At 65.7% G+C, this 19,146-nt stretch carries 12 protein-coding genes; 5 read left to right on the forward strand and 7 right to left on the reverse strand.

Translation table 11 applies throughout. The annotated features are described in order from the left end of the window. Positions 1-88: 88 nt before the first annotated feature. The gene (locus tag SJY20_RS11200; protein ID WP_380787007.1) at positions 89-1,165 is read right to left on the reverse strand and encodes a LacI family DNA-binding transcriptional regulator; all 1,077 of its coding nucleotides are present in this window, start codon (positions 1,163-1,165) and stop codon (positions 89-91) included. A gap of 200 nt (positions 1,166-1,365) precedes the next feature. Here SJY20_RS11200 and SJY20_RS11205 point away from each other — a divergent pair, with 200 nt between their 5' ends. The 3 genes from SJY20_RS11205 to SJY20_RS11215 are packed head-to-tail and all read left to right on the forward strand — an operon-like array spanning position 1,366 to position 3,954. Beyond that, on the forward strand, positions 1,366-2,493 hold the full coding sequence (locus SJY20_RS11205) for a Gfo/Idh/MocA family protein (protein WP_380787008.1): 1,128 nt from the start codon (positions 1,366-1,368) through the stop codon (positions 2,491-2,493). Further along, positions 2,490-3,524 (forward strand): SMP-30/gluconolactonase/LRE family protein, encoded by a 1,035-nt coding sequence (locus SJY20_RS11210; protein ID WP_380787009.1) that lies wholly within the window; start codon positions 2,490-2,492, stop codon positions 3,522-3,524. The genes SJY20_RS11205 and SJY20_RS11210 overlap by 4 nt, the downstream gene beginning before the upstream one ends. A gap of 40 nt (positions 3,525-3,564) precedes the next feature. Then, positions 3,565-3,954, forward strand: a complete 390-nt coding sequence (locus SJY20_RS11215) for a VOC family protein (protein WP_380787010.1) — start codon at positions 3,565-3,567, stop codon at positions 3,952-3,954. On the opposite strand, the gene SJY20_RS11220 is transcribed toward SJY20_RS11215, so the two are convergent. The 5 genes from SJY20_RS11220 to SJY20_RS11240 form a co-directional block, all read right to left on the reverse strand. Then, positions 3,936-5,417, reverse strand: a complete 1,482-nt coding sequence (locus SJY20_RS11220) for a tryptophan halogenase family protein (RefSeq protein ID WP_380787011.1) — start codon at positions 5,415-5,417, stop codon at positions 3,936-3,938. The two genes, SJY20_RS11215 and SJY20_RS11220, sit on opposite strands and share 19 nt — an antisense overlap. 13 nt (positions 5,418-5,430) lie before the next feature. Next, a complete protein-coding gene (locus SJY20_RS11225; RefSeq protein ID WP_380787012.1) occupies positions 5,431-6,462 on the reverse strand; it encodes a cupin-like domain-containing protein in 1,032 nt (343 codons plus the stop codon). Positions 6,463-6,467: 5 nt separating this feature from the next. After that, positions 6,468-7,187: a SapC family protein gene (locus SJY20_RS11230; protein ID WP_380787013.1), complete on the reverse strand. Its 720-nt coding sequence runs from the start codon at positions 7,185-7,187 to the stop codon at positions 6,468-6,470. A gap of 120 nt (positions 7,188-7,307) precedes the next feature. Further along, positions 7,308-10,493 carry a TonB-dependent receptor gene (locus SJY20_RS11235; RefSeq protein ID WP_380787014.1) on the reverse strand — a complete coding sequence of 1,062 codons (3,186 nt, stop codon included), beginning with the start codon at positions 10,491-10,493 and terminating at the stop codon, positions 7,308-7,310. Between the two features lie 280 nt (positions 10,494-10,773). Next, a complete protein-coding gene (locus SJY20_RS11240) occupies positions 10,774-12,426 on the reverse strand; it encodes an alkaline phosphatase D family protein (protein WP_380787015.1) in 1,653 nt (550 codons plus the stop codon). Positions 12,427-12,590: 164 nt separating this feature from the next. On the opposite strand from SJY20_RS11240, the gene SJY20_RS11245 reads away from it, so the two are divergent. After that, positions 12,591-14,969, forward strand: coding sequence for a TonB-dependent receptor (locus SJY20_RS11245; RefSeq protein WP_380787016.1), 2,379 nt, complete (start codon positions 12,591-12,593; stop codon positions 14,967-14,969). 49 nt (positions 14,970-15,018) lie between these two features. Next, positions 15,019-17,481, forward strand: a complete 2,463-nt coding sequence (locus SJY20_RS11250; protein ID WP_380787017.1) for an alkaline phosphatase PhoX — start codon at positions 15,019-15,021, stop codon at positions 17,479-17,481. Positions 17,482-17,619: 138 nt separating this feature from the next. Here SJY20_RS11250 and glpK read toward each other — a convergent pair whose 3' ends face one another. After that, positions 17,620-19,086 carry a glycerol kinase GlpK gene (gene glpK / locus SJY20_RS11255; protein WP_380787018.1) on the reverse strand — a complete coding sequence of 489 codons (1,467 nt, stop codon included), beginning with the start codon at positions 19,084-19,086 and terminating at the stop codon, positions 17,620-17,622. Positions 19,087-19,146 lie beyond the last annotated feature (60 nt).

Below are 19,146 nucleotides of genomic sequence, written 5' to 3' on the forward strand. Positions count from 1 at the left end.
GCGAAACTCTCCTGGCAGGCTCATGACGGATGATCGGCCTACGCTTTAGGTGTTATCGCTACCATCTATATCGGTCGCGTCAAGCGCGTCAGTCGGTAGGACGCCGCCGCGGCGCCGCGTCCGACTGGCGGCGGATCAGCGTGTAGTCGAGCAATCGATGTCGTTCGGACAGGTCGACGCCCTTGGGCCGGCGGATCGCCGCGACCAGCATCTGGACGGCTTCACGCGACATGTCGGCGATCGGCTGGTGGATGGTGGTCAGTTCGGGCCAGATCGCGGTCGACAGCGTGGTATCGTCGAACCCACAGACCGTCAGGTCGCCTGGCACGTCGAGCCCGCGGCGGTGCGCGACCGCGACGGTGGCCGCGGCCATGTCGTCGTTGGACGAGAAGATCGCGGTCGGCGGGTCCGACAACGCCAGCAGCTGCTCCGCCGCGTCGAGGCCCGACCGATAGGTATAGAGACCGTTCGTGATCAGCGCGTCGTCGACGCCGATCCCCAATTCCTGCAACGCCGCGGCATAGCCCTCGAGCCGTCGTGCACTGGCGGACAGATTGGGATTGCCGGTGATGAAGCCGATCCGTCGATGACCGAGCGCCATGATATGCCGGGTCATCGTCAGCGCGGCCTCGCGGTCATCGATCCGGATCGCCAGGATGTCCTCGGACGGCAACCCGCTGGCCACCGAGACGGTCGGTATGTCGGCAGCCTCGAGCAGGTCGAGCACCGCGCTCGCTTCGCACAGCGGCGGCGGCAGGACGATGCCGTCGATCCCGCCCGCGATCAGGTGTTTCGTGACCTCGATCTCGTGCTCGCCCAGTTCGCATTTCTCGACGATGATCTGGACGTCGCTGCGCGCGGCCTGGTCCAGGCTGCCGAGCAGGAACTCGCTAAGGAAACCAGCACTCGGATTGCTGTAGAGCAGGCCGATACGAATCTGGCCAGCACCCGCCAGGCTCCGCGCGGCCGAGTTGGGCGCGTAGCTCAGCGTCGAGATCGCGGTGTTGACGAGTTCGCGCGTTGCCGGGCGAACGTTGCTCTCGCCGTTGATCACGCGCGACACGGTCATCGGCGAAACCCCGGCAAGCCGCGCGACGTCGCTGATCGTCGGGGCACTGCCGGCACGGCGGGAGGTTTTGATGGCGGTAGTCGAGGACGCACTCATATCTGGTGACGTTAGCGTAACCGCGATGATCGGCAAGCCCCAGAGACTTTCGAGCAGTTATTCGTATCCGCACGCAACAGTTTCCGGAGCAAGGAAACGGCCATTGCAACTTCGCAGCGAAAAGGCGTGGTGTTGGTCTGCGATAGCGCTATCGTAGAGTGCGACCGGTAAAGCCGGCGCCGACCTTAGGGGAGAGACGCATGCGCATCGAAGATACCAACCGTCGCGACATATTGCTGGCGATGGGCGCCGGACTGGTCGCCTTGAACACCGGCACCGCCTCGGCGCAGGCCCCCGCACAATCCGGCCCGCAGCGGAAACTTGGATATGCGATCGTCGGTCTCGGCAGCTATGCGACCCGCCAGATCATGCCGCAGTTCGCGAACTGCGCGCATTCGCGGCTGGTCGCCCTGGTCAGCGGCACCCCCGAGAAGCTCGCGCGATACGGTGCCGAATACGCCATTCCCGAGCGAAACCGGTACAGTTATGCCGATTTCGACAAGATCCGCGACAATCCCGACATCGACATCGTCTATGTCGTGCTGCCCAACAGTCTCCACGCCGAATATGTCGTCCGCGCCGCACAGGCGGGAAAGCACGTGATGTGCGAGAAACCGATGGCCACCAGCGTCGCCGAAGCGCGGACGATGATCGCCGCCTGCCACAAGGCAAAGCGACTGTTGATGATCGGATACCGCTCGCGCTTCGAACCCTACAACCGCCTCGCGATCGAACTGGCTCGCGGCGGCCATGTCGGACCGACGCGGATCATCACCGCCGAGCACGGCTTCGATGCACAACCGAACCAGTGGCGGCTGGACAAGCCGATGTCGGGCGGTGGATCGCTGATGGACATCGGCATCTACAGCCTCAATGCCGCACGCTATCTGGCCGGCGAGGAACCGGTGCAGGTCAGCGCGATCGAATCGACCGATCGCAGCGATCCGCGCTTCCGCACCGTCGAGGACCGCATCGACTTCATGCTGCGCTTCCCGTCCGGGATCATCGCGAACTGCGTGTCTAGCTACAGCTCGAACCATAATGGCTACCGGGTGATCGGCACCAAGGGGTATATCGATATGGAACCCGCCACCCCCTATGAGGGCCAGCGCATGACGATCCGCAAGGACGGCCAGACCACACCGCGGGTGTTGCCGGCGCCGCTGGCGAACCAGTTCGTCGGGCAGCTCGACCATCTGTCGGACTGCATCAAGGCCGGTCGCACCCCGATCGTCCCCGGTGAGGAGGGACTTGCCGACATGCGCGTCATCGAAGCGATCTACCGTGCCGCGCGCGAAGGCCGCACCGTTACGCTGGCCGCCGCATGACCGCCCCCCTCTCCCGCCGCCAGATCCTAACCGCGGCCGCCGCGCTTCCCGTGGCAGCAGCAACCCGTGCGGCGGTGCCCGCGCGGCGCCGCGTTGGCGGCATCCAGCGGCTCGATCCGGCGCTCGATGCGATCATCGACGCGACCGCACCCGTCGAGGTCCTCGGCGAAGGCTATCGCTGGGCAGAGGGTCCGGTCTGGGTCCGCCGCAAGAACTGGCTGCTGTTCAGCGATGTCCCCGGCAACACGATGTGGCGATGGCGCCCCGACCAGGGCATCGACGTGTTCATGCGGCCCTCGGGGCTGGAAGGCCCGATCCCCGACGCCTTCAACGAAGCCGGCGCCAATGCGCTGGCGATCGACCCGGCCGGGCGGCTGGTGATGGCGGACAGCGGCAACCGTGCGATCGCCCGCGTCGATCTGGATACGCGGCGCAAGACCATCCTGGTCGGTCGCTATCATGGCAAGCGGTTCAACAGCCCGAACACGGTCATCGTCTCGCGCAACGGCACGATCTATTTCACCGATCCGCCTTATGGCCTGAAGGACCAGGATCATTCGCCGCTGCGCGAGCTCGATTTCCAGGGCGTTTACCGGCTCGATCCCGACGGCACGCTCGCGCTGCTCGACGGCACGCATCGCCGACCCAACGGCGTCGCGCTGTCGCCGGACGAGCGCACGCTGTATCTGGCGCTGTCTGACGAAACCCGCCCTGAAGTCCTCGCCTATCCGCTCGACGCCCGCGGCGCCGTCGGCAAACCTCGCCTGTTCAGCGACATGCGCGCGCAGCAGAAGGCGGGCGGTTCGGGGCTGCCCGATGGCATGGTCACCGACCGCGCCGGCCGAGTCTTCGTGGCTGGCCCCGGCGGCGTCCACGTGCTCACGCCCGCAGGTCGCTTGCTTGGCATCATCTCGACCGGCCAGACGATCGCCAATTGTTGTTTCGGCGGTGCGGATGGCGCAACGTTGTTCCTGACCTCGCACGATATGCTCGCCTGCGTGAAGACGCGCACGAGCGGCCTGCTACGCTGAACCCGAACGACCGATTTCTTCGAACCATCAGGAGGCTTTCATGGGCGTCACAGGGATAGGCGGCTTCTTCTTCCGCGCGGCAAACCCGGACGCTATGCGCGACTGGTATGTCGAACATCTCGGCGTCGGGTCCGCGCCCTACGGGTCATGGGACACGCAGGCCGGCCCCAGCGTCTTCGCGCCGTTCGCAGCGGACACCGACCAACTTCCCGCCGGTCGGCAGTGGATGCTCAACCTGCGCGTCGACGATCTCGACGGACTGTGCGCGACGCTACGTTCGGCCGACATCGAAGTGACGACCAACGCCGAATGGGACATGCCGGGCGTCGGTCGCTTCGCACGCATTCACGATCCCGAAGGCAATCCGATCGAGCTATGGGAGCCCGATCAGGACTCCGATCAGGACGGGGATCAGCCCGAGGCGCAGTAACGGTCGAGAAACGCCTGATGCTGCGGAAGCTTCGCCACCGCTGCGGTAATATTGCGTTTGATATCGCCCAGCGCCCTGCCGAGCTGCTCCCGCGGCATGATCCGCGCCATCGGATGGTGCGCGCGCGGACGTAGCCCCTGCCCCAGCATGACCTGCAGCCATGAATCTGTACGGAACAGATCGTCCCCGCCCTGATAGGTCTGCGCTGCGTCCTCGAACAACGCGATTCTGGTCTGCAGGGCATCGGGAATCGTCATCTCGCGGCGCTCGCGCCAGAACGGCTCGTCGCGCTGGTTGAGATGATAGTGAAGGACGATGAAGTCGCGCACCGCCTCCAGTTCGCGGCGTGACTGATCATTGTAGCGGTCGACCACCGCCGCGCTGATCCCCTCGGACGGAAATTGCTGCATCAACCGCGTCAGCCCGGTCATGATCAGGTGCAGCGTGGTGGATTCGAGCGGCTCGACGAATCCGCCGGCCAGGCTCAGCGCGATGCAGTTCTTCTCCCACGCGCGCAGCCGACGCCCAGTGCGATAGCGGATTTTCCTGGGTTCGATCAGCACCTCACCCTCGACCTCACGCAGTAATTGCGCGCGCGCTTCGTCGTCCGACAGATGTGCGCTCGCGTAGATGAGGCCGTTGCCGACCCGGTGCTGCAACGGGATCTGCCACCTCCACCCCGCGCCGTGCGCAATCGCCCGCGTATAGGGGCGGGCCGGCGCGACCGCGGTGGTCTGCACCGCGAACGCGCTGTCGGTCGGAAGCCAATGGCCCCAATCCTCGAAGCCTACGTCGAGCGTCTTGCCGATCAGCAGTGCCGCGAAGCCGGTGCAATCGATGAACAGGTCGCCCTCGATCCGGGTGCCGGACTCGAGCACCAGCGCGCGGATATTGCCGCTTTCCGGATCCTGCTCGACCTTGGCGATCTTGCCCTCGACGCGCTTCAGCCCGTCGGCTTCCGCGCGCGTCCGGAGGAATCGCGCGTACAGGCTGGCGTCGAGATGATAGGCGTAATTGAGCTGCGATCGATCGTCGGTGGCGAACCGGCCCGCCTCGGCGGCCTGCAGTTCGAAGCAATAGTCGCCGATGTCGCCGGCATCGCCGCGGGCCTGCGCTTCCAGCCAGAAATGCTGGAAATCGCCCATCCAGGTCGACTTGCCGACGGTCCCGAACGAATGGACATAGCGGTCTCCGGGTCTCGTCCAGCCCTCGAACGCGATGCCGAGTTTGAAGCTTGCCTTGGTCGCGCGCATGAACTCCTGCTCGTCGACGCCGAGCAGGCCCTGGAACGCGCGCATCGTCGGGATCGTCGCCTCGCCGACGCCGATCGTGCCAATCTCCTCGGACTCGACTAATGTGATGTCGAGGATCATTCCCAGCTGTCTCGACAGCACCGCGGCTGCGAGCCAGCCCGCCGTCCCGCCGCCGGCGATCACCACCCGTTTCACCCCAGTCTCGGTCATAGGTCCTCCAGGATCAGCGATTGAGTCGACGCAGCAGGTTGGCGCGCAGGCCGCGCGCGCGCTGCGCATCCATCGGCGCGAGATCGCCGCGCGCAACCTCTGGCAAATGCGCCGTCGGCCGGTCGGGCGAACCGAACACGTAATACTCGAACATCGCGCGCCAGGCCTGCTTCTCGTGATCCGGCCGGTCGCGCAGGCTGAGCAGGCCGTGCAGCAGCGTATTCTGCGGCGTATCCATGAACCGCGGCGACGTGTTCCACCAATAGTTGATCATCGCATTGAACGGATCGAGCGCCTCGACCTGATGCCACCACAAAGCAGGGTAGATCAGCGCATCGCCGGGCTCCAGTTCCGCCACCTCGGCCGCAGCCAACGCATCGGCAAAACCCGGGTGGCGTGCGAAGTCGGGGGCGTCGAAATCGACCATCGAGACGACCTGCCCCGCGGGCGTCGGATCGAGCGGGCCCGGATAGAGGTTGGCGACCTGATCGGGTGGGAACAGCGTGAAGCGCCGGCGCCCGACCAGGGCGACCGCGATGTTGTTCGACATGTCGTAATGCGCCGACGCGATCGTCCGGTTGCCGATCCAGATGCTGACCAGCGGGGGATGCTCCACCAGTTCGGGATCGCCGAACAAAAGCGCGGCCTGCGCGCGGATACCGGGCAGATACTGATCGATGTCGGTGGAGCCGATATAGACGGCAGGCGCAGCAGGATCGTCCAGACTGGCGAGGATCTGGTCGAGATACGCCGAGAGCGAGCCGCGCTCGCGGACGAAATTGAGCGCGGTGCAATCGGCGTTGTAGCTGAAGCGGCCACCGATCGCGGGGTCGCCGAGATAGGCCGTCACGGGCCGGCCGCCGTCGAACTGCTTGAGCCAGGCGATCGCCGCATCGGCACCGCGATGCCCCTCGGCAACCAGCGGCACATCGCGCGCCAGACCGCGCAGGATCGCCGGGCGACCTTCCGCGATCAGCGCCGCGACGGGCAACGTCCGCGCGTCGGCCGCCTCGATCACGCGCGTACGGCGGGTAACCGTGGACATCGCGATCAGCCGTCCGCGGCCACAAGCGTCTGCTTGCGGGCAATCAGGTGCTGGATGTTGCCGAGCGACGCGGCGGCGAGAATCGCGAGACGGAGCACGCCCGAGCTGTGCAGCCGCTCGAGCGGCTCCCCGGTCAGCGCGGCGAGCCGTTCGATATCGACCACCAGCACGTCGGGCACGGTATAGCGGCGCTCCTCGCTGACATCGACGGTGAGCGTCACCGGCGCGAGCAGGCCGGCCTCATCGAGCGCCGCATACGCGGCCGACGCGGTCTCCAGCCCCTCGTACAGCAAGCGCAGCACGCCGGCGATGTGGTCGAGATACGGCGTATTGCCGCCATGTTCGAGGAACAGCGGCAGCCCGGTGTCATCGCCGACGCGCGGGTCGTCGATGTCGACATGCAGCATCGGTTCGCTGGCGTCATCCTCGTCGGATCGGACCATGCCGATCGAAAAGGGACCCCGCTGATGGCTGGCGGGGACATAGCGGCTCGTCCAATAGTCGCCCGAAAGATACAGGTTCTCGTCGCGGTCGAGCCCTAGCAGGGCATAGGCCTGCAGCCCCTCGTCCCGACGGCGAAAGATGATCGCGAATTCGCGCTGCAATTCTTCGAACTCTGCCGGAAACACCACCGCCTGGTTGGCGGAGTCGCCAAACGCGCCGCCCGCCCGCGGGCTGACGCGCAAGTCGGCGTGGTCGATATTGTTGATCTGTACGGGGGTCATCCGCTCCGGTCCTGGTTGGTCGTCAACTCTACCAGCGTGGTGGCGAGGGACAAGGCCGCCGCATATCGCGCGGCGGCCTTAGTTTTTCGGACCCGAGGTCCAGTCCGATGCTCAGCTTGATCAGAAGCGGTAGCGCGCGCCGAGATAGAAGCGCGGCTTGAGCTCCTGCACATAGACCAGGTTGGTTTCGGTGCGGGCGTACTGACGGAACGGTTCGCTCGTCAAATTGACCGCCTCGAGCGACAACGAGAAGTCCTGCGTGATGTCGTAGCTCAGGCTCGCATCCAGGGTACCGAAGGCCGCGGTGAACAACGGGTTGCGGTTGCCGCCCTGGTTCGTGGCGGCGAGATACTTGTCGCGCCAATTGTACGACACGCGGGCGGAGATACCGTGCTTGTCATAGATCGCGGTCAGGTTGGCGCTGTCGCCGAGGCCGGTCAACGCGAAGATGTTGACGTTCGGATCGGCATAGGGATCGACGTTCACGTCGCCGTTGACCTTCGTATACGACACCGCGAAGCCGAAGCCGGTGTCACCGAAGAAGTTGGTCCAGGCGACTTCGAACCCGTGGATCTTGCCTTCCTTGTTGTTGACCGGACCGCTGATCGCGAAGTTGACGAGCGGATCGTTGGCATCGCCGACCAGGTCGACCGCGAGCGCGAGCGGATTGTAGACCGCATCGTTGATTTCGCCCGTGGCAGGATCAAGCGCACCGCGGAACGCTGCGGTAGCCGCTGCCTGGTTTCCACCATTCTGCTGAAGCAGTGCGGTATAGGCGAACAGGTTACGGTCGGTCTGCGTGATCCCGTTGTTCCGCAGATAGGCCTGCGCGACACCCGACCGCGACCCCGCCGCGCCCGACCCAGGATCGCGGAGCCCGAACAGGTTCCCGTTGGTGATCTGGTTGCCGATGAAGTTGCGCACGTTCTTGTAGAAGAAGCCGGCCGAGACAAAGCTCGTAGGCTTGTAGTACCATTCCAACGACACATCGAAATTGTCGGATTCCAGCGGCAACAGCGACGGATCCTGCCGGGTTGCCGGCGCCGGAGCCGCACCGAGTGCGGTCGGACGGTTCGGCGCGTTGGCCGTTACGGACGCGAACAGATTGCCATAGTCCGCACGTGCCAGCGTCCGGCTGAACGAGGTGCGCGCCACCACGTTATTGAGCACTTCGACGTTGAAATCGAGCGACGGCAGCAGATTATTGTACTTCGACTTCACGACGACCGCACCACCGGCGGGTCCGCCGAGGACGGTGAAGTCGTTGTCCGACTGCCATGCAAGCGCGGTCGGAATCGACTGGAGGCTGAGCGACTTGACCCAGGTCTGTTCGTAGCGAACCCCGATCAGGACATTGGCCTTGCGTCCGCCGAGATCGCCGGCCCAGGCAAGCTGACCATAGGCCGCTAAGGTCTTCTCACCCACCGTATCGTCCGACGAACCCTGCAAGACGTCGGCCCGGCCCGGCACGTTCGCATAATAAGGCCCGAAGACGTTCAACAGGTCGACGGCATCGGCCCGGAATGCGACCAGCGCCGACCCGGTCGACGCCGGATCGTACTTGTCGAACTTGCAGGTCATGCAATAGGTTTTGACGAGGTCGCCCGCGAGCTTGCTGACAAGCCCGGTGTCGGTGATGCCCCAATCGCCCAACAGCTGCTGCGAGTTGAAACTGGCCGAGCGGGTCTTCGAATCGATGTAGTTGCTGCCGACCACGAAACGGCTGCCTTCGCCCAGATCCCAGCCCAGTTCGCCGTTGAACTGGTTGATCCTGGCTTCCTGCTTGGAGGTGATCCGGCGCGCGATCTGCGTGCCAAGATCGCCGAGATCCAGCTGGTTGTTGCAGTTGCCGCCGCGGCCGCCATTGGTTGCGGTGCAGTCGTTGATGGTTTCCGACTGCTGCGGGAACCCGCTACTGAAGTCGACCTTGTGGCTCGCGCGCACCGGTGCGCCGATCGAGATCGTCGTTGCCGACGTTCCGTTTGCATTATCCGGATTGGTCGTCGACTTCGAATGGTTCGCGTCGAGCTTCAGCGACAGCACGTCAGTGAAGTCCCATTTCACGTTGCCGCCGAACGAGTAGAGCTCGGTCTTGGTAGCGAACCGCTGCTGTTCGTAGCCCTTATCCGCAACCTTTGTCTCGGCGAGGACGATAGCGGTCTGCATCTGCTTGTTGTCGTCGAACGTGACGTCGCTGAACGGGCGCTGGAACCAGTTCGTCTGCTCGCTGCGCTCGTCGCTCAGCTTGTTGCGGGCGTACAGTCCGTCGATCGTGATCTCGAGCCGGTCGGTCGGCTTGAACTGCATATTGGCCTGGCCGTTGATACGCTCGCGGCGGTTCTCCGAGAACTGGTAGCGGCTGTCGTTCGGGATCTGCACATAGGGCGTCGTCGGACGGTTGGTGATCTTCGTCGCCGCCGTGATGTACGCGCCCGCGGTATTCAGGAAGTCCGCGACCGGCACGATGTTCCAATAGTTCGGATTGGACTGGACCGATGCCGATTCACGCAGCTGATAGCTGCCAAAGAGGTTGATGCCGAAGGTCTCGCTGGGATTCTTCCAGTTGATCAGACCGGACAGTTCGGGCGTGACCTTCTTCAGATTGGCCTCAGCCTTCTCGACCGAACTGTCATACAGCGCCTTCGCGCCGATCGAACCCGACAGGCCGGGCTCGCGAGAATCGAGCGGGCGGCGGGTGACGACATTGATTGCAGCGCCGATGCCGCCCGACGGAATGTTGGCGCGGCCGGTCTTGTAGACCTCCAGCGTGGCGACGCCTTCGGACGCCAGGTTCTGGAAGTCGAACGAGCGGCCCGTGCCGGTCGCGAACGCGTTGCCCGTGCTGGTATCGATGCTGGTCGACGCTAGCTGACGACCGTTCAGCGTCACCAGGTTGAAGCCACCGCTGAAGCCGCGGACCGCGACCTGCGAGCCTTCGCCGTTGGCGCGGGAGATCGACACGCCGGTGATACGCTGCAGCGATTCGGCCAGGTTGGTGTCGGGGAACTTGCCGATATCTTCGGCCGAGATGGCGTCGACGACGCCCGCCGATGTGCGCTTGATGTCGATCGCGCGATTAAGGCTGGCGCGGATGCCGGTAACGACGACGTCGTCATCCGTGGATGTCGTGGCCTGCGGATCCTGGCTCGCGATCGGCGCGCCGGTCGCGTCCGTGGCACCCGCCTGTGGGGTTGTGATCCCCGTGCCCTGAGCGACCTGTGCCGCAGCCAGACCCGGCGCGGACAGACACGTAACGATAGCGATGGCCGAAACCGAACGCGCAAGCGCCCCCGTAAAACTTTTCATAACACCCCTCCTCGCAAACGAACTCTTCGGCTCGTCTGTACGATTACGCACACCCTGATGAACTGTGCGATGGTAGGGCTACCATATACCGGGAGCATGTCAAACGGCTAAGACAGGAATGATTAGTTTTCGTTGGGAAAAAGTCCGAATCTATCGGGTCTTTGGGACAGCGTAGATGTCGGGTCTTGTGCTAAGTACAGTATAAGGACAGCGCCGCACACCTATTGTGCAGCACAGCAACCACACCCCGATCGCTGCGGCAAGTACGCAGATCGGGAAATCAGCCCATGTCCTCCAGCACCTTGTCGGGGCTCGCGGCAACCGCCCTGAACCGCTTCGCACTGGCCGACTGGAACGGTTTGGCGACCACCGTCGAAACGGTGCGGAAGTCGCCAACGGCATGCTCGGGCGTCAGCGTCAGCAGCAGATAGCCTTTGTGATCCTGATCGCAGAACTGGACCTCGTCGTTGGCGTCGGCGATGTACTGGCCGAAGCCGGGCAGCAACACGCCATAGGACGAGCTGGTGACCGCCGTCGTCCCGAACTCCGCGGCGACCAGATTGCCCGATGCGTCGTGCAGATCGTTGGCCCATGCAGCGTGGCTGTCGCCCGAGAGGACAATCGGACGCGACTTGGCGCGACGGAACGCAGCGTACAACCGTTCACGCGCGGGCGGATAGCCGTCCCAGCTGTCGAAGTTGAACGGCAGGCCGGCGCGGTACGATGCGAACCCCGCGACGAGCCGGTCCCGCCACATCGCCGGCAGCTTCGCCATCGTCGCAGCGTACTTTTCCGGACCCATCTGCTTTTCGAGGTCGGGGCCGGCGACCTTGGCCATCACGACCTGGTTGCCGAGCACCTGCCAAGGCCGGCCGGCTGCGACCGAACTGGCAAGCGTACGTTCGAGCCAGCCGAGTTGTGCGGGGCCTAGCAGTTCGCGGTCGGGCAGCGCACGTTCGGCCATCATCGGCGCATAATCGGCCGGCGCGATGCCCTCGCCCTTGCTGGCGACCTGCTTGCTGCGTGCAAGCAACCGCGTCTCGACCATCACGACGGTCGCGAGGTCGCCGAAATCGAAGCTGCGGTTGATCGCTTCCCAGGGCTGGCCGGGTTTCGGATCGCGGATCGGCATCCATTCGAAATAGGCCTGCATCGACGCCGCCTTGCGCGCCTTCCAGTCGCCTTCGGTCTTCGGGTCGTGGTTCTCGGCGCCGCCCATCCAGTCGTCGTTGGCGATTTCGTGGTCGTCCCACACGCAGATGAAGGCGGCGCGCGCGTGTGCGGCCTGCATGTCGACATCGCGCTTCACCTGCGCGTGTCGGGCGCGATAGTCGGCAAGGTTCAGAATTTCGTGAGGCGGATCGACGACGCGACCCGTCGCCTTGGCCAGTTCACCACCAAAGCCTTCGGGGCCGTATTCGTAGATATAGTCGCCAAGGTGGAGGACTGCGTCGAGGCGATCGAGACCGGCGATCGCATCATAGACGTTCAGGAAACCCGAGTAGACCTGGCACGACACCACCGCCATCACGACGTCGGCGGTCTTGCCCTTGGGTAACGTGCGGAAACGGCCGGTCGGCGAGCGGTCGCCCGACGGCGCTGCGAACCAGTAATGATAGTCGCGACCCGGCTGCAGTCCGGTCGCCTCGACCTTCGCGGTGAAGTCGCGCGAGGCACGGGCGGTGACGCGCCCAGAGCGAAGAGGTTTGCCGTCGGCGGTTTCGGCCACGTGCCAGTCCAGCGCGATGTCGCCGGTCTGCGCCGACGTCGCGCGGGTCCACAATATCGCTCCGTCCGCGCCGGGGTCACCACTCGCCACACCGTGATCGAACCGAACGCTGCCCGTCGTTGCGGCCGCGAGCGGAAGCGCGGGCAGGCTGATGGCCGCGCCCGACCCGATCAGGGTAAGCGCGGCGCGGCGGGTGATGGTCATGAAAGGCCCCTTCGAATGAGCCCGTCCGCTAGCCCGGGATCGCTACACGAACGTGGCAACGATGTGACACACACCGTCATATTGCCGTCATCCGTCGTTCATTGTTTCGACACCGTATCGTCACGTCCGGTGCCTAGGCACGCCGCAACGGAACGGGGAACTTCATGACACGGACGATTACACGCCTCGCACTTGCGACGCTGGCAGCCACCTGCCCGACGGGGGCGCTGGCACAGGCCAGCGTAGCGCCCGAGCAGAACGGAAACGACGACATCGTCGTGACCGCGCAGAAGCGCGAACAGCGGATCGAGGACGTGCCCGTTACCGTCACGGCCATCACCGGACAGCGGATGGCCGCGATCGGCGTCAATTCGCTCGCCGAAGTCGCGCAGTTCATCCCCGGCCTGCAGATCCAGGAGCAGAGCGCGAACAACCCGGGCTTCGTCATCCGCGGCATCACCTCGGACAGCGGCTCCGCGCAGCAGGGCGCGCGCATCACGCTCTATTATAACGGCATCGACATCAGCCGGTCGCGCGGCGCCTATCAGGACCTGTACGATCTGGAGCGGATCGAGGTCGTGAAGGGTCCGCAGGCGACGCTGTTCGGCACAGCCGCCGCGGTCGGCGCGGTCAGCGTCATCTCGGCGCGCCCCGAAGCCGGGTTCTCCGGTGCGATCAACGGATCCTACGGCAATTACGACCGCACGCAGGTGTCGGGCTTCCTCAACGCCGGCAACGACGTGCTCGCCGGGCGGCTGGCGTTCGCGTACAAATATCGCGACGGCTATGTCCGCAACATTGCCGGCGACGCCAACGTCCCCAACCAGAACCAGGGCGGCGTCGACCAGGACGACTTGAACGGCCAGGACCAGCGCGGCATCCGCGGCTCACTGCGCTATCGCCCGAGCGACAGCATCACCGCCGATCTGGTCCTCACCTATGACGGCCAGCGCAACCCCGGCACCGCGTTCAAGAGCCGTGCGCATGCCCCGACCGGTGGCCAGACCGGCGACTATGGCTACGCCGAACTTTCGGGATCGCCCGACAGCCTGTCCGCATTGGGCGCGCGGAAGCTTGGGCTCGACCGCAATGTCTATGATGCCAACCTGACCGTCGCGGTCGACGTGTCGCCGGGGATCACCTTCACCACCGTCAACGGCTATCGCCGGTTCGACGCGCTGGAGATCTTCGACGCCGATGGTGGCCCCGCCAACTATCTGGAGTTCGCCGAGGACGCCAAGGGCGACCAGTGGAGCCACGAGAGCCGCTTCGCCTTCGAAGGGCCGAAATACCGCGCCTCGGTCGGCTGGAACGCGTTCTTCGAGAATGGTTTCCAACGCGTGCCATTCGCCACCGAGGAAGGCACCTACCTCGCCTGCTCGGTGTCGGCCGCCTATGCGCCGATCCGGACCGCGCTGAACGCCGGAGGCATCCCGACGATGACGGCCTGCGTCGCGCCCAACGGCACGATCCCCGCCACCCGCGCCACCGCGGCGCTCAGCGGCGGGCGCCTGACCGCGGTGCCGTACCGGTCAGAGTTCACCAACTACGGCCGCAACAACACCTATTCGATGTTCGCCGACGCCACCTGGATTCCGACCCCTGCCCTCGAACTCACCGCAGGGGCCCGGGTGCTGATCGAGGATCGCCAGTCGGGCTATTCGTCGATCCAGCCCAATTCGCAGCTGCTCGCCGGGCTCGGGATCCGCACAAGCCTGCTCGGCACCGCCAACACCAACGGTAACAAGTTCGTCGCGGAAAAGAGCTTTTACGCCATCCTGCCGCGCGTCAACGCGCTGTTGAAGCTCAACGACGATCTCAATCTCTACGCGACGATCAGCAAAGGTCGCCGCTCGCCGGTGGTCCAGCTCGCCGCGCAGAACACCGCGTTCGGCGTCGCCCCTAACCTGCAGATCGTCCCGCAGGAAAAGGTCTGGAACTACGAAGGCGGCATCAAGGGGCAGGTCGGCCCGTTCAGCGGCGCCGCCTCGGTGTTCTACCAGACCTATGACGGCTTCCAGGTCTCGATCACCGAAAACGGCGTGGCGACGACGCGCAGCGCCGGGTCGGCGAACAATCTGGGCGTCGAGCTGGAAGGCAATCTGCGCCTCGCCCCCTTCCTCTCGCTGTTCGGCGCGTTCGCGTACATCGACGGCGGGATCGGCGACGAAGCCTCGAACGGCGTGTTCGCGGGCAACCAGTTCCGGCTGCAGCCCAAGACCACCGCATCGGGTGGTGCGATCCTGCGCGCGCCGGTCGGCGGGGTGACGCTGTATGCGACGCCCAGCGTGACCTACCGCACGAAGGTGTTCTTCGAACTTCCGAACAACCCGGCGATCAGCACGCCCGGCTATACGCTGGTTAATCTGCGTGCCGGCCTGGAGTTCGCGGAAGGCCGCTACAGCGTCGGCGGCTTCGTCAGGAACGCCACCAACAAGCGCTACCTGATCGACGCCGGCAACACCGGCGGCGGCTTCGGCATCCCGACCTACATCGCCGGCGAGCCACGCTTCTACGGCGTCGAACTCGGCGCGAAGTTCTGACGCGCCATACCGCCTTACTATTTCTGACCACTCCCCGGGGGGATCTACGATGACCAACTATACCGACGGCGATATCGATACCAATCCTAGCGCCAACCCGCATCTGAACGACCTGATCGAAGTCCGTTATTCGCGTCGCCAGACGCTGATGGGCGGCCTGACCGCCGCCACCGCCGCGGTATTCGGCGGCATGCTGCTGGCCGGCTGCGACGACGATGGCGGCAACGGCTCGAGCCCGGTCACGGTGACCGCGGGGTCCAGTGCCAACGCAGCAGCAGGGCGTCCAGTGACGCTAACCGGGTCGGCCGTCGGCCAGGTAGACGGCGTCGCGTGGACCCAGGTAAGCGGTCCGACCGTCACGCTGACCAACGCCAACACAGCGACCGCGACGTTCATCGCGCCGGGTGTGGCCAACGGCACCGCGCTGGTGTTCCGCTTCACCGCGACCGCGGCCAGCGGCGCCACGACCGCCGACACCACGGTCACGATCGGCGCCGCCTCGCTCGGCTTCGTCGCAGTCCCCAAGAGCCTCGCCGACATCGTTGCGGTGCCGGCCGGCTACACCGCTACCGTGCTGTACCGCCTGGGTGACCCGATCGCGAGCGGCGTCGCCGCCTATGCCAACAACGGCACCGACACCAATTTCGCGCGGCGTGCGGGCGATCATCACGACGGCATGAGCTATTTCGGCCTGTCCGCGGCCGGTGCCCCCGACGCCAACGGCAACACGCGCGGCCTGCTGGTGCTGAACCACGAGAACATCACGCAAGCCTATCTGCACCCGAACGGTGCGACCACGGTCGCCGGCGCCCGCCCCGAAGCCGAGGCGCTGAAGGAAATGGAGTGCCACGGCGTCTCGGTGATCGAGGTCAATCGCGCTGCCGACTGGAGCTATGCGCCCGCCTCGACGTTCAACCGTCGCATCACGCCGCTGACGCCGATGAGCTTCTCGGGCCCGGTCCGCGGCAACGACAGTCTGAAGACGCGGTTCTCACCGGATGCCACCGCAGGTCGCGGCACGATCAACAACTGCGCCAACGGCACGATGCCGTGGAACACCTATCTGACCAACGAAGAGAATTGGGTCGGCTATTTCCGCCGCGACACCGGCGATGCGGCGCGGCGCGCGGCGACCGGCGCGGTCGGCATCAAGGCAAACACCTCGCTCGCGCGCTACGGCAAGAGCGAGAACAGCGCCGGCAATTACGGCTGGGCCACCGTGACGCCGGCGGATGCGACCAGCACCGCCTATTCGCGCTGGAACGTCACCGCACAGGCTGGTGCGCCGGCGGACGGCACAGGCGATTTCCGCAACGAGATCTTCCAGTATGGCTGGGTTGTGGAGATTGATCCGTTCGATCCGGCGTCGACGCCGCGCAAGCGCACCGCGCTCGGCCGGATGAACCATGAGGGGTGCCAGATCGGCCGCACCATCGCCGGCGTGAGGCCCGCCTTCTACATGGGCGACGATGCGCAGAACGAATATATCTACAAGTTCGTGTCTAATGCGGCGTGGTCCGCGGCCGATGCCACCAACGCCAACCGGCTGGCGATGGGCGACAAGTATCTCGACGCCGGCACGCTATACGTTGCCAAGTTCGGCGCCGATGGCACCGGCCAGTGGCTGCCGCTGGTGTTCGGCCAGGGTTCGCTGACCGCTGCCAACGCGACCTATTCGTTCGCGAACCAGGCCGACGTCCTGATCAACACGCGGCTCGCTGCCGACGTGCTGGCCGCGACCAAGATGGATCGCCCGGAATGGACCGCCGTGAACCCGGCGACCGGCGAGATGTACTGCACGCTAACCAACAACACGTCGCGCACCGCGGCCGGCGCCGATGCGCCCAACCCGCGTGCCTATACCGACCCGAAGATCGACGGACGCGCCGCCGGCATTGGCAACGTCAACGGCCACGTTATCCGCCTGCGCGAGACCGGCGACACGTCGGAAGCGACCACGTTCGCCTGGGACATCTACGCGTTCGGCGCGGGTAGCGACCTCGACCCCGCCAACATCAACCTGTCGGGGCTCGATGCCACCAACGACTTCTCGTCCCCCGACGGGATGTGGTTCGGCCTGCCCAGCAACGCGTCGGGGCTGATCACGCCCGTGATGTGGCTGCAGACCGACGACGGTGCCTATACCGACGTCACCAACTGCATGATGCTGGCGGCAATCCCCGGCACGGTGAACGACGGCGCCACCAAGTCTGTGACCAACACGCTGGGCGGCGCGACCAGCACCGTGACGACGCGGGTCGGCAAGGCACCGGGTGCATCGCTCCGCCGCTTCCTGGTGGGGCCGAAGGAGTGCGAGATCACCGGGATCCACACCACGCCGGACGGCCGCTCGCTGTTCCTGAACATCCAGCATCCCGGCGAGAATGGCGGACCGACCAACATCACCAGCAGCTGGCCGGCGAACCAGGGTGGTGCGGTGACCGTACCGTCACGGCCGCGCTCGGCGACCGTGGTGATCACGAAGGTCGATGGCGGGGTGGTCGGGCTGTAAGGGCTCAATCCCCCACCGCTTCCGTCACTCCCCCTCCGTCATCCTGACGAAAGTCAGGACCCAGGGTTACAGGCGCTATCGCTTGTAACCCTGGGTCCCGGCTTTCGCCGGGATGCGGAGGATCGGCATGCAGTGCGTTCAATCGCTGAGGGTCCTCCGCACCGCCGTCCGCCACCCGGCGATCAGTGTCGCCCTCGCCTCCCCTGCCATCTGCGGCGCGAACACCGCGCCCTGCCGCCACGTCCGCGCCAGCGCGTCGAGGCCCGACCACACCCCCGTCGCCAACCCCGCATGAAACGCCGCGCCCAGCGCCGTCGTCTCCAGGTGCACCGGCCGCTCGACCGGCACCCGCAGCATGTCGGCGAGGAACTGGCAGAGCCAGTCGTTCGCCGCCATCCCGCCATCGACCCGCATCGCGGCGGGCACCGCGGCGCCGTCCGCGACCATCGCGTTGGCCAGGTCCTGCGTCTGGTATCCGACCGCCTCCAGCGCCGCCCGCGCGAGGTGCGCCTGCGTCGCGCCGAGTGTTAGGCCGAAGATCGCGCCGCGCGCGTCCGGATCCCAGTGCGGCGCCCCGAGCCCGACGAACGCCGGCACCATGTAGACGCCGTGGTTGTCGGGTATTTCGGTCGCCATGTCGTGCGTCTCGCTCGCGCTGGTGATCACGCCGATACCGTCGCGGAGCCACTTGATCGCGGCACCGGCGACGAAGATCGAGCCCTCCAGCGCATAGGTCATCCGCCCGTCGATCCGGTAGGCCGGCGTCGTCAGCAACCGGTTGTCGGAGGACACCGCCTGCTCGCCGGTGTTGAGCAGCATGAAGCAGCCGGTGCCATAGGTCGCCTTGGCCATGCCGGGCGCGAAACACGCCTGGCCGAACAGCGCCGCCTGCTGGTCACCCGCGATCCCCGCGATCGGGATCGGCGGTCCGAACAGGCTGGTGGTGCCGAAGATATGCGCGTTGTCGTGGACCGCGGGCAGCATCGCCATCGGCACGCGGAACAGCCGGCACAGCTCGGCATCCCAGTCTTGCTTGCGGATGTCGTAGAGCAACGTGCGCCCGGCATTGGTGACGTCGGTCACGTGTACCGCGCCACCGGTCAGTCGCCAGAGCAGGAAGCTCTCGATCGTGCCGAACGCGAGCTCGCCACGCTCCGCGCGGGCGCGCGCGTCGGGGACCGCGTCGAGAATCCAGGCGAGCTTGGTCGCGGAGAAATAGGGGTCGATCAGCAATCCGGTGCGGGTGCGGACCATCGGTTCAACACCGTCGGACTTCAGGTCGCGGCACAGGTCGGCGGTGCGGCGGTCCTGCCAGACGATCGCGGGGTGGATCGCGACGCCGTCGCTGCGGTCCCAGACGATGACGGTCTCGCGCTGGTTGGTGATGCCGATCGCGGTGATCGGGACGCCGGCCTCGGCGATCGCCTGGCGTGCGGTGGCGAGCGTATCGCGCCAAATGTCCTCGGGGTCGTGCTCGACCCAGCCGAGTTGCGGATAATGCTGCGGCAGTTCGGTCTGCGCGGTGGCCAGGGCGCGGGCCTGGTCGTCGAACACGATCGCGCGGGTCGACGTCGTACCCTGATCGATCGCGAGGATATGGGACAACGGCGCTCTCCTTGTGCGCCGTCGTTCCTATACCGCCGTCCTGCGCAACGGAATGCCGCT

Source organism: Sphingomonas sp. R86521, from assembly GCF_042466235.1.
Lineage (GTDB): Bacteria > Pseudomonadota > Alphaproteobacteria > Sphingomonadales > Sphingomonadaceae > Sphingomonas.

Bases quoted from the DNA above. Each gene is read 5' to 3' on its own strand.
- SJY20_RS11200 (WP_380787007.1), bottom strand. From the start codon at position 1,165: ATGAGTGCGTCCTCGACTACCGCCATCAAAACCTCCCGCCGTGCCGGC.
- SJY20_RS11225 (WP_380787012.1), bottom strand. From the start codon at position 6,462: ATGTCCACGGTTACCCGCCGTACGCGCGTGATCGAGGCGGCCGACGCG.
- SJY20_RS11205 (WP_380787008.1), top strand. From the start codon at position 1,366: ATGCGCATCGAAGATACCAACCGTCGCGACATATTGCTGGCGATGGGC.
- SJY20_RS11210 (WP_380787009.1), top strand. From the start codon at position 2,490: ATGACCGCCCCCCTCTCCCGCCGCCAGATCCTAACCGCGGCCGCCGCG.
- SJY20_RS11220 (WP_380787011.1), bottom strand. From the start codon at position 5,417: ATGACCGAGACTGGGGTGAAACGGGTGGTGATCGCCGGCGGCGGGACG.
- SJY20_RS11240 (WP_380787015.1), bottom strand. From the start codon at position 12,426: ATGACCATCACCCGCCGCGCCGCGCTTACCCTGATCGGGTCGGGCGCG.
- SJY20_RS11235 (WP_380787014.1), bottom strand. From the start codon at position 10,493: ATGAAAAGTTTTACGGGGGCGCTTGCGCGTTCGGTTTCGGCCATCGCT.
- SJY20_RS11245 (WP_380787016.1), top strand. From the start codon at position 12,591: ATGACACGGACGATTACACGCCTCGCACTTGCGACGCTGGCAGCCACC.
- SJY20_RS11250 (WP_380787017.1), top strand. From the start codon at position 15,019: ATGACCAACTATACCGACGGCGATATCGATACCAATCCTAGCGCCAAC.
- SJY20_RS11215 (WP_380787010.1), top strand. From the start codon at position 3,565: ATGGGCGTCACAGGGATAGGCGGCTTCTTCTTCCGCGCGGCAAACCCG.
- SJY20_RS11230 (WP_380787013.1), bottom strand. From the start codon at position 7,187: ATGACCCCCGTACAGATCAACAATATCGACCACGCCGACTTGCGCGTC.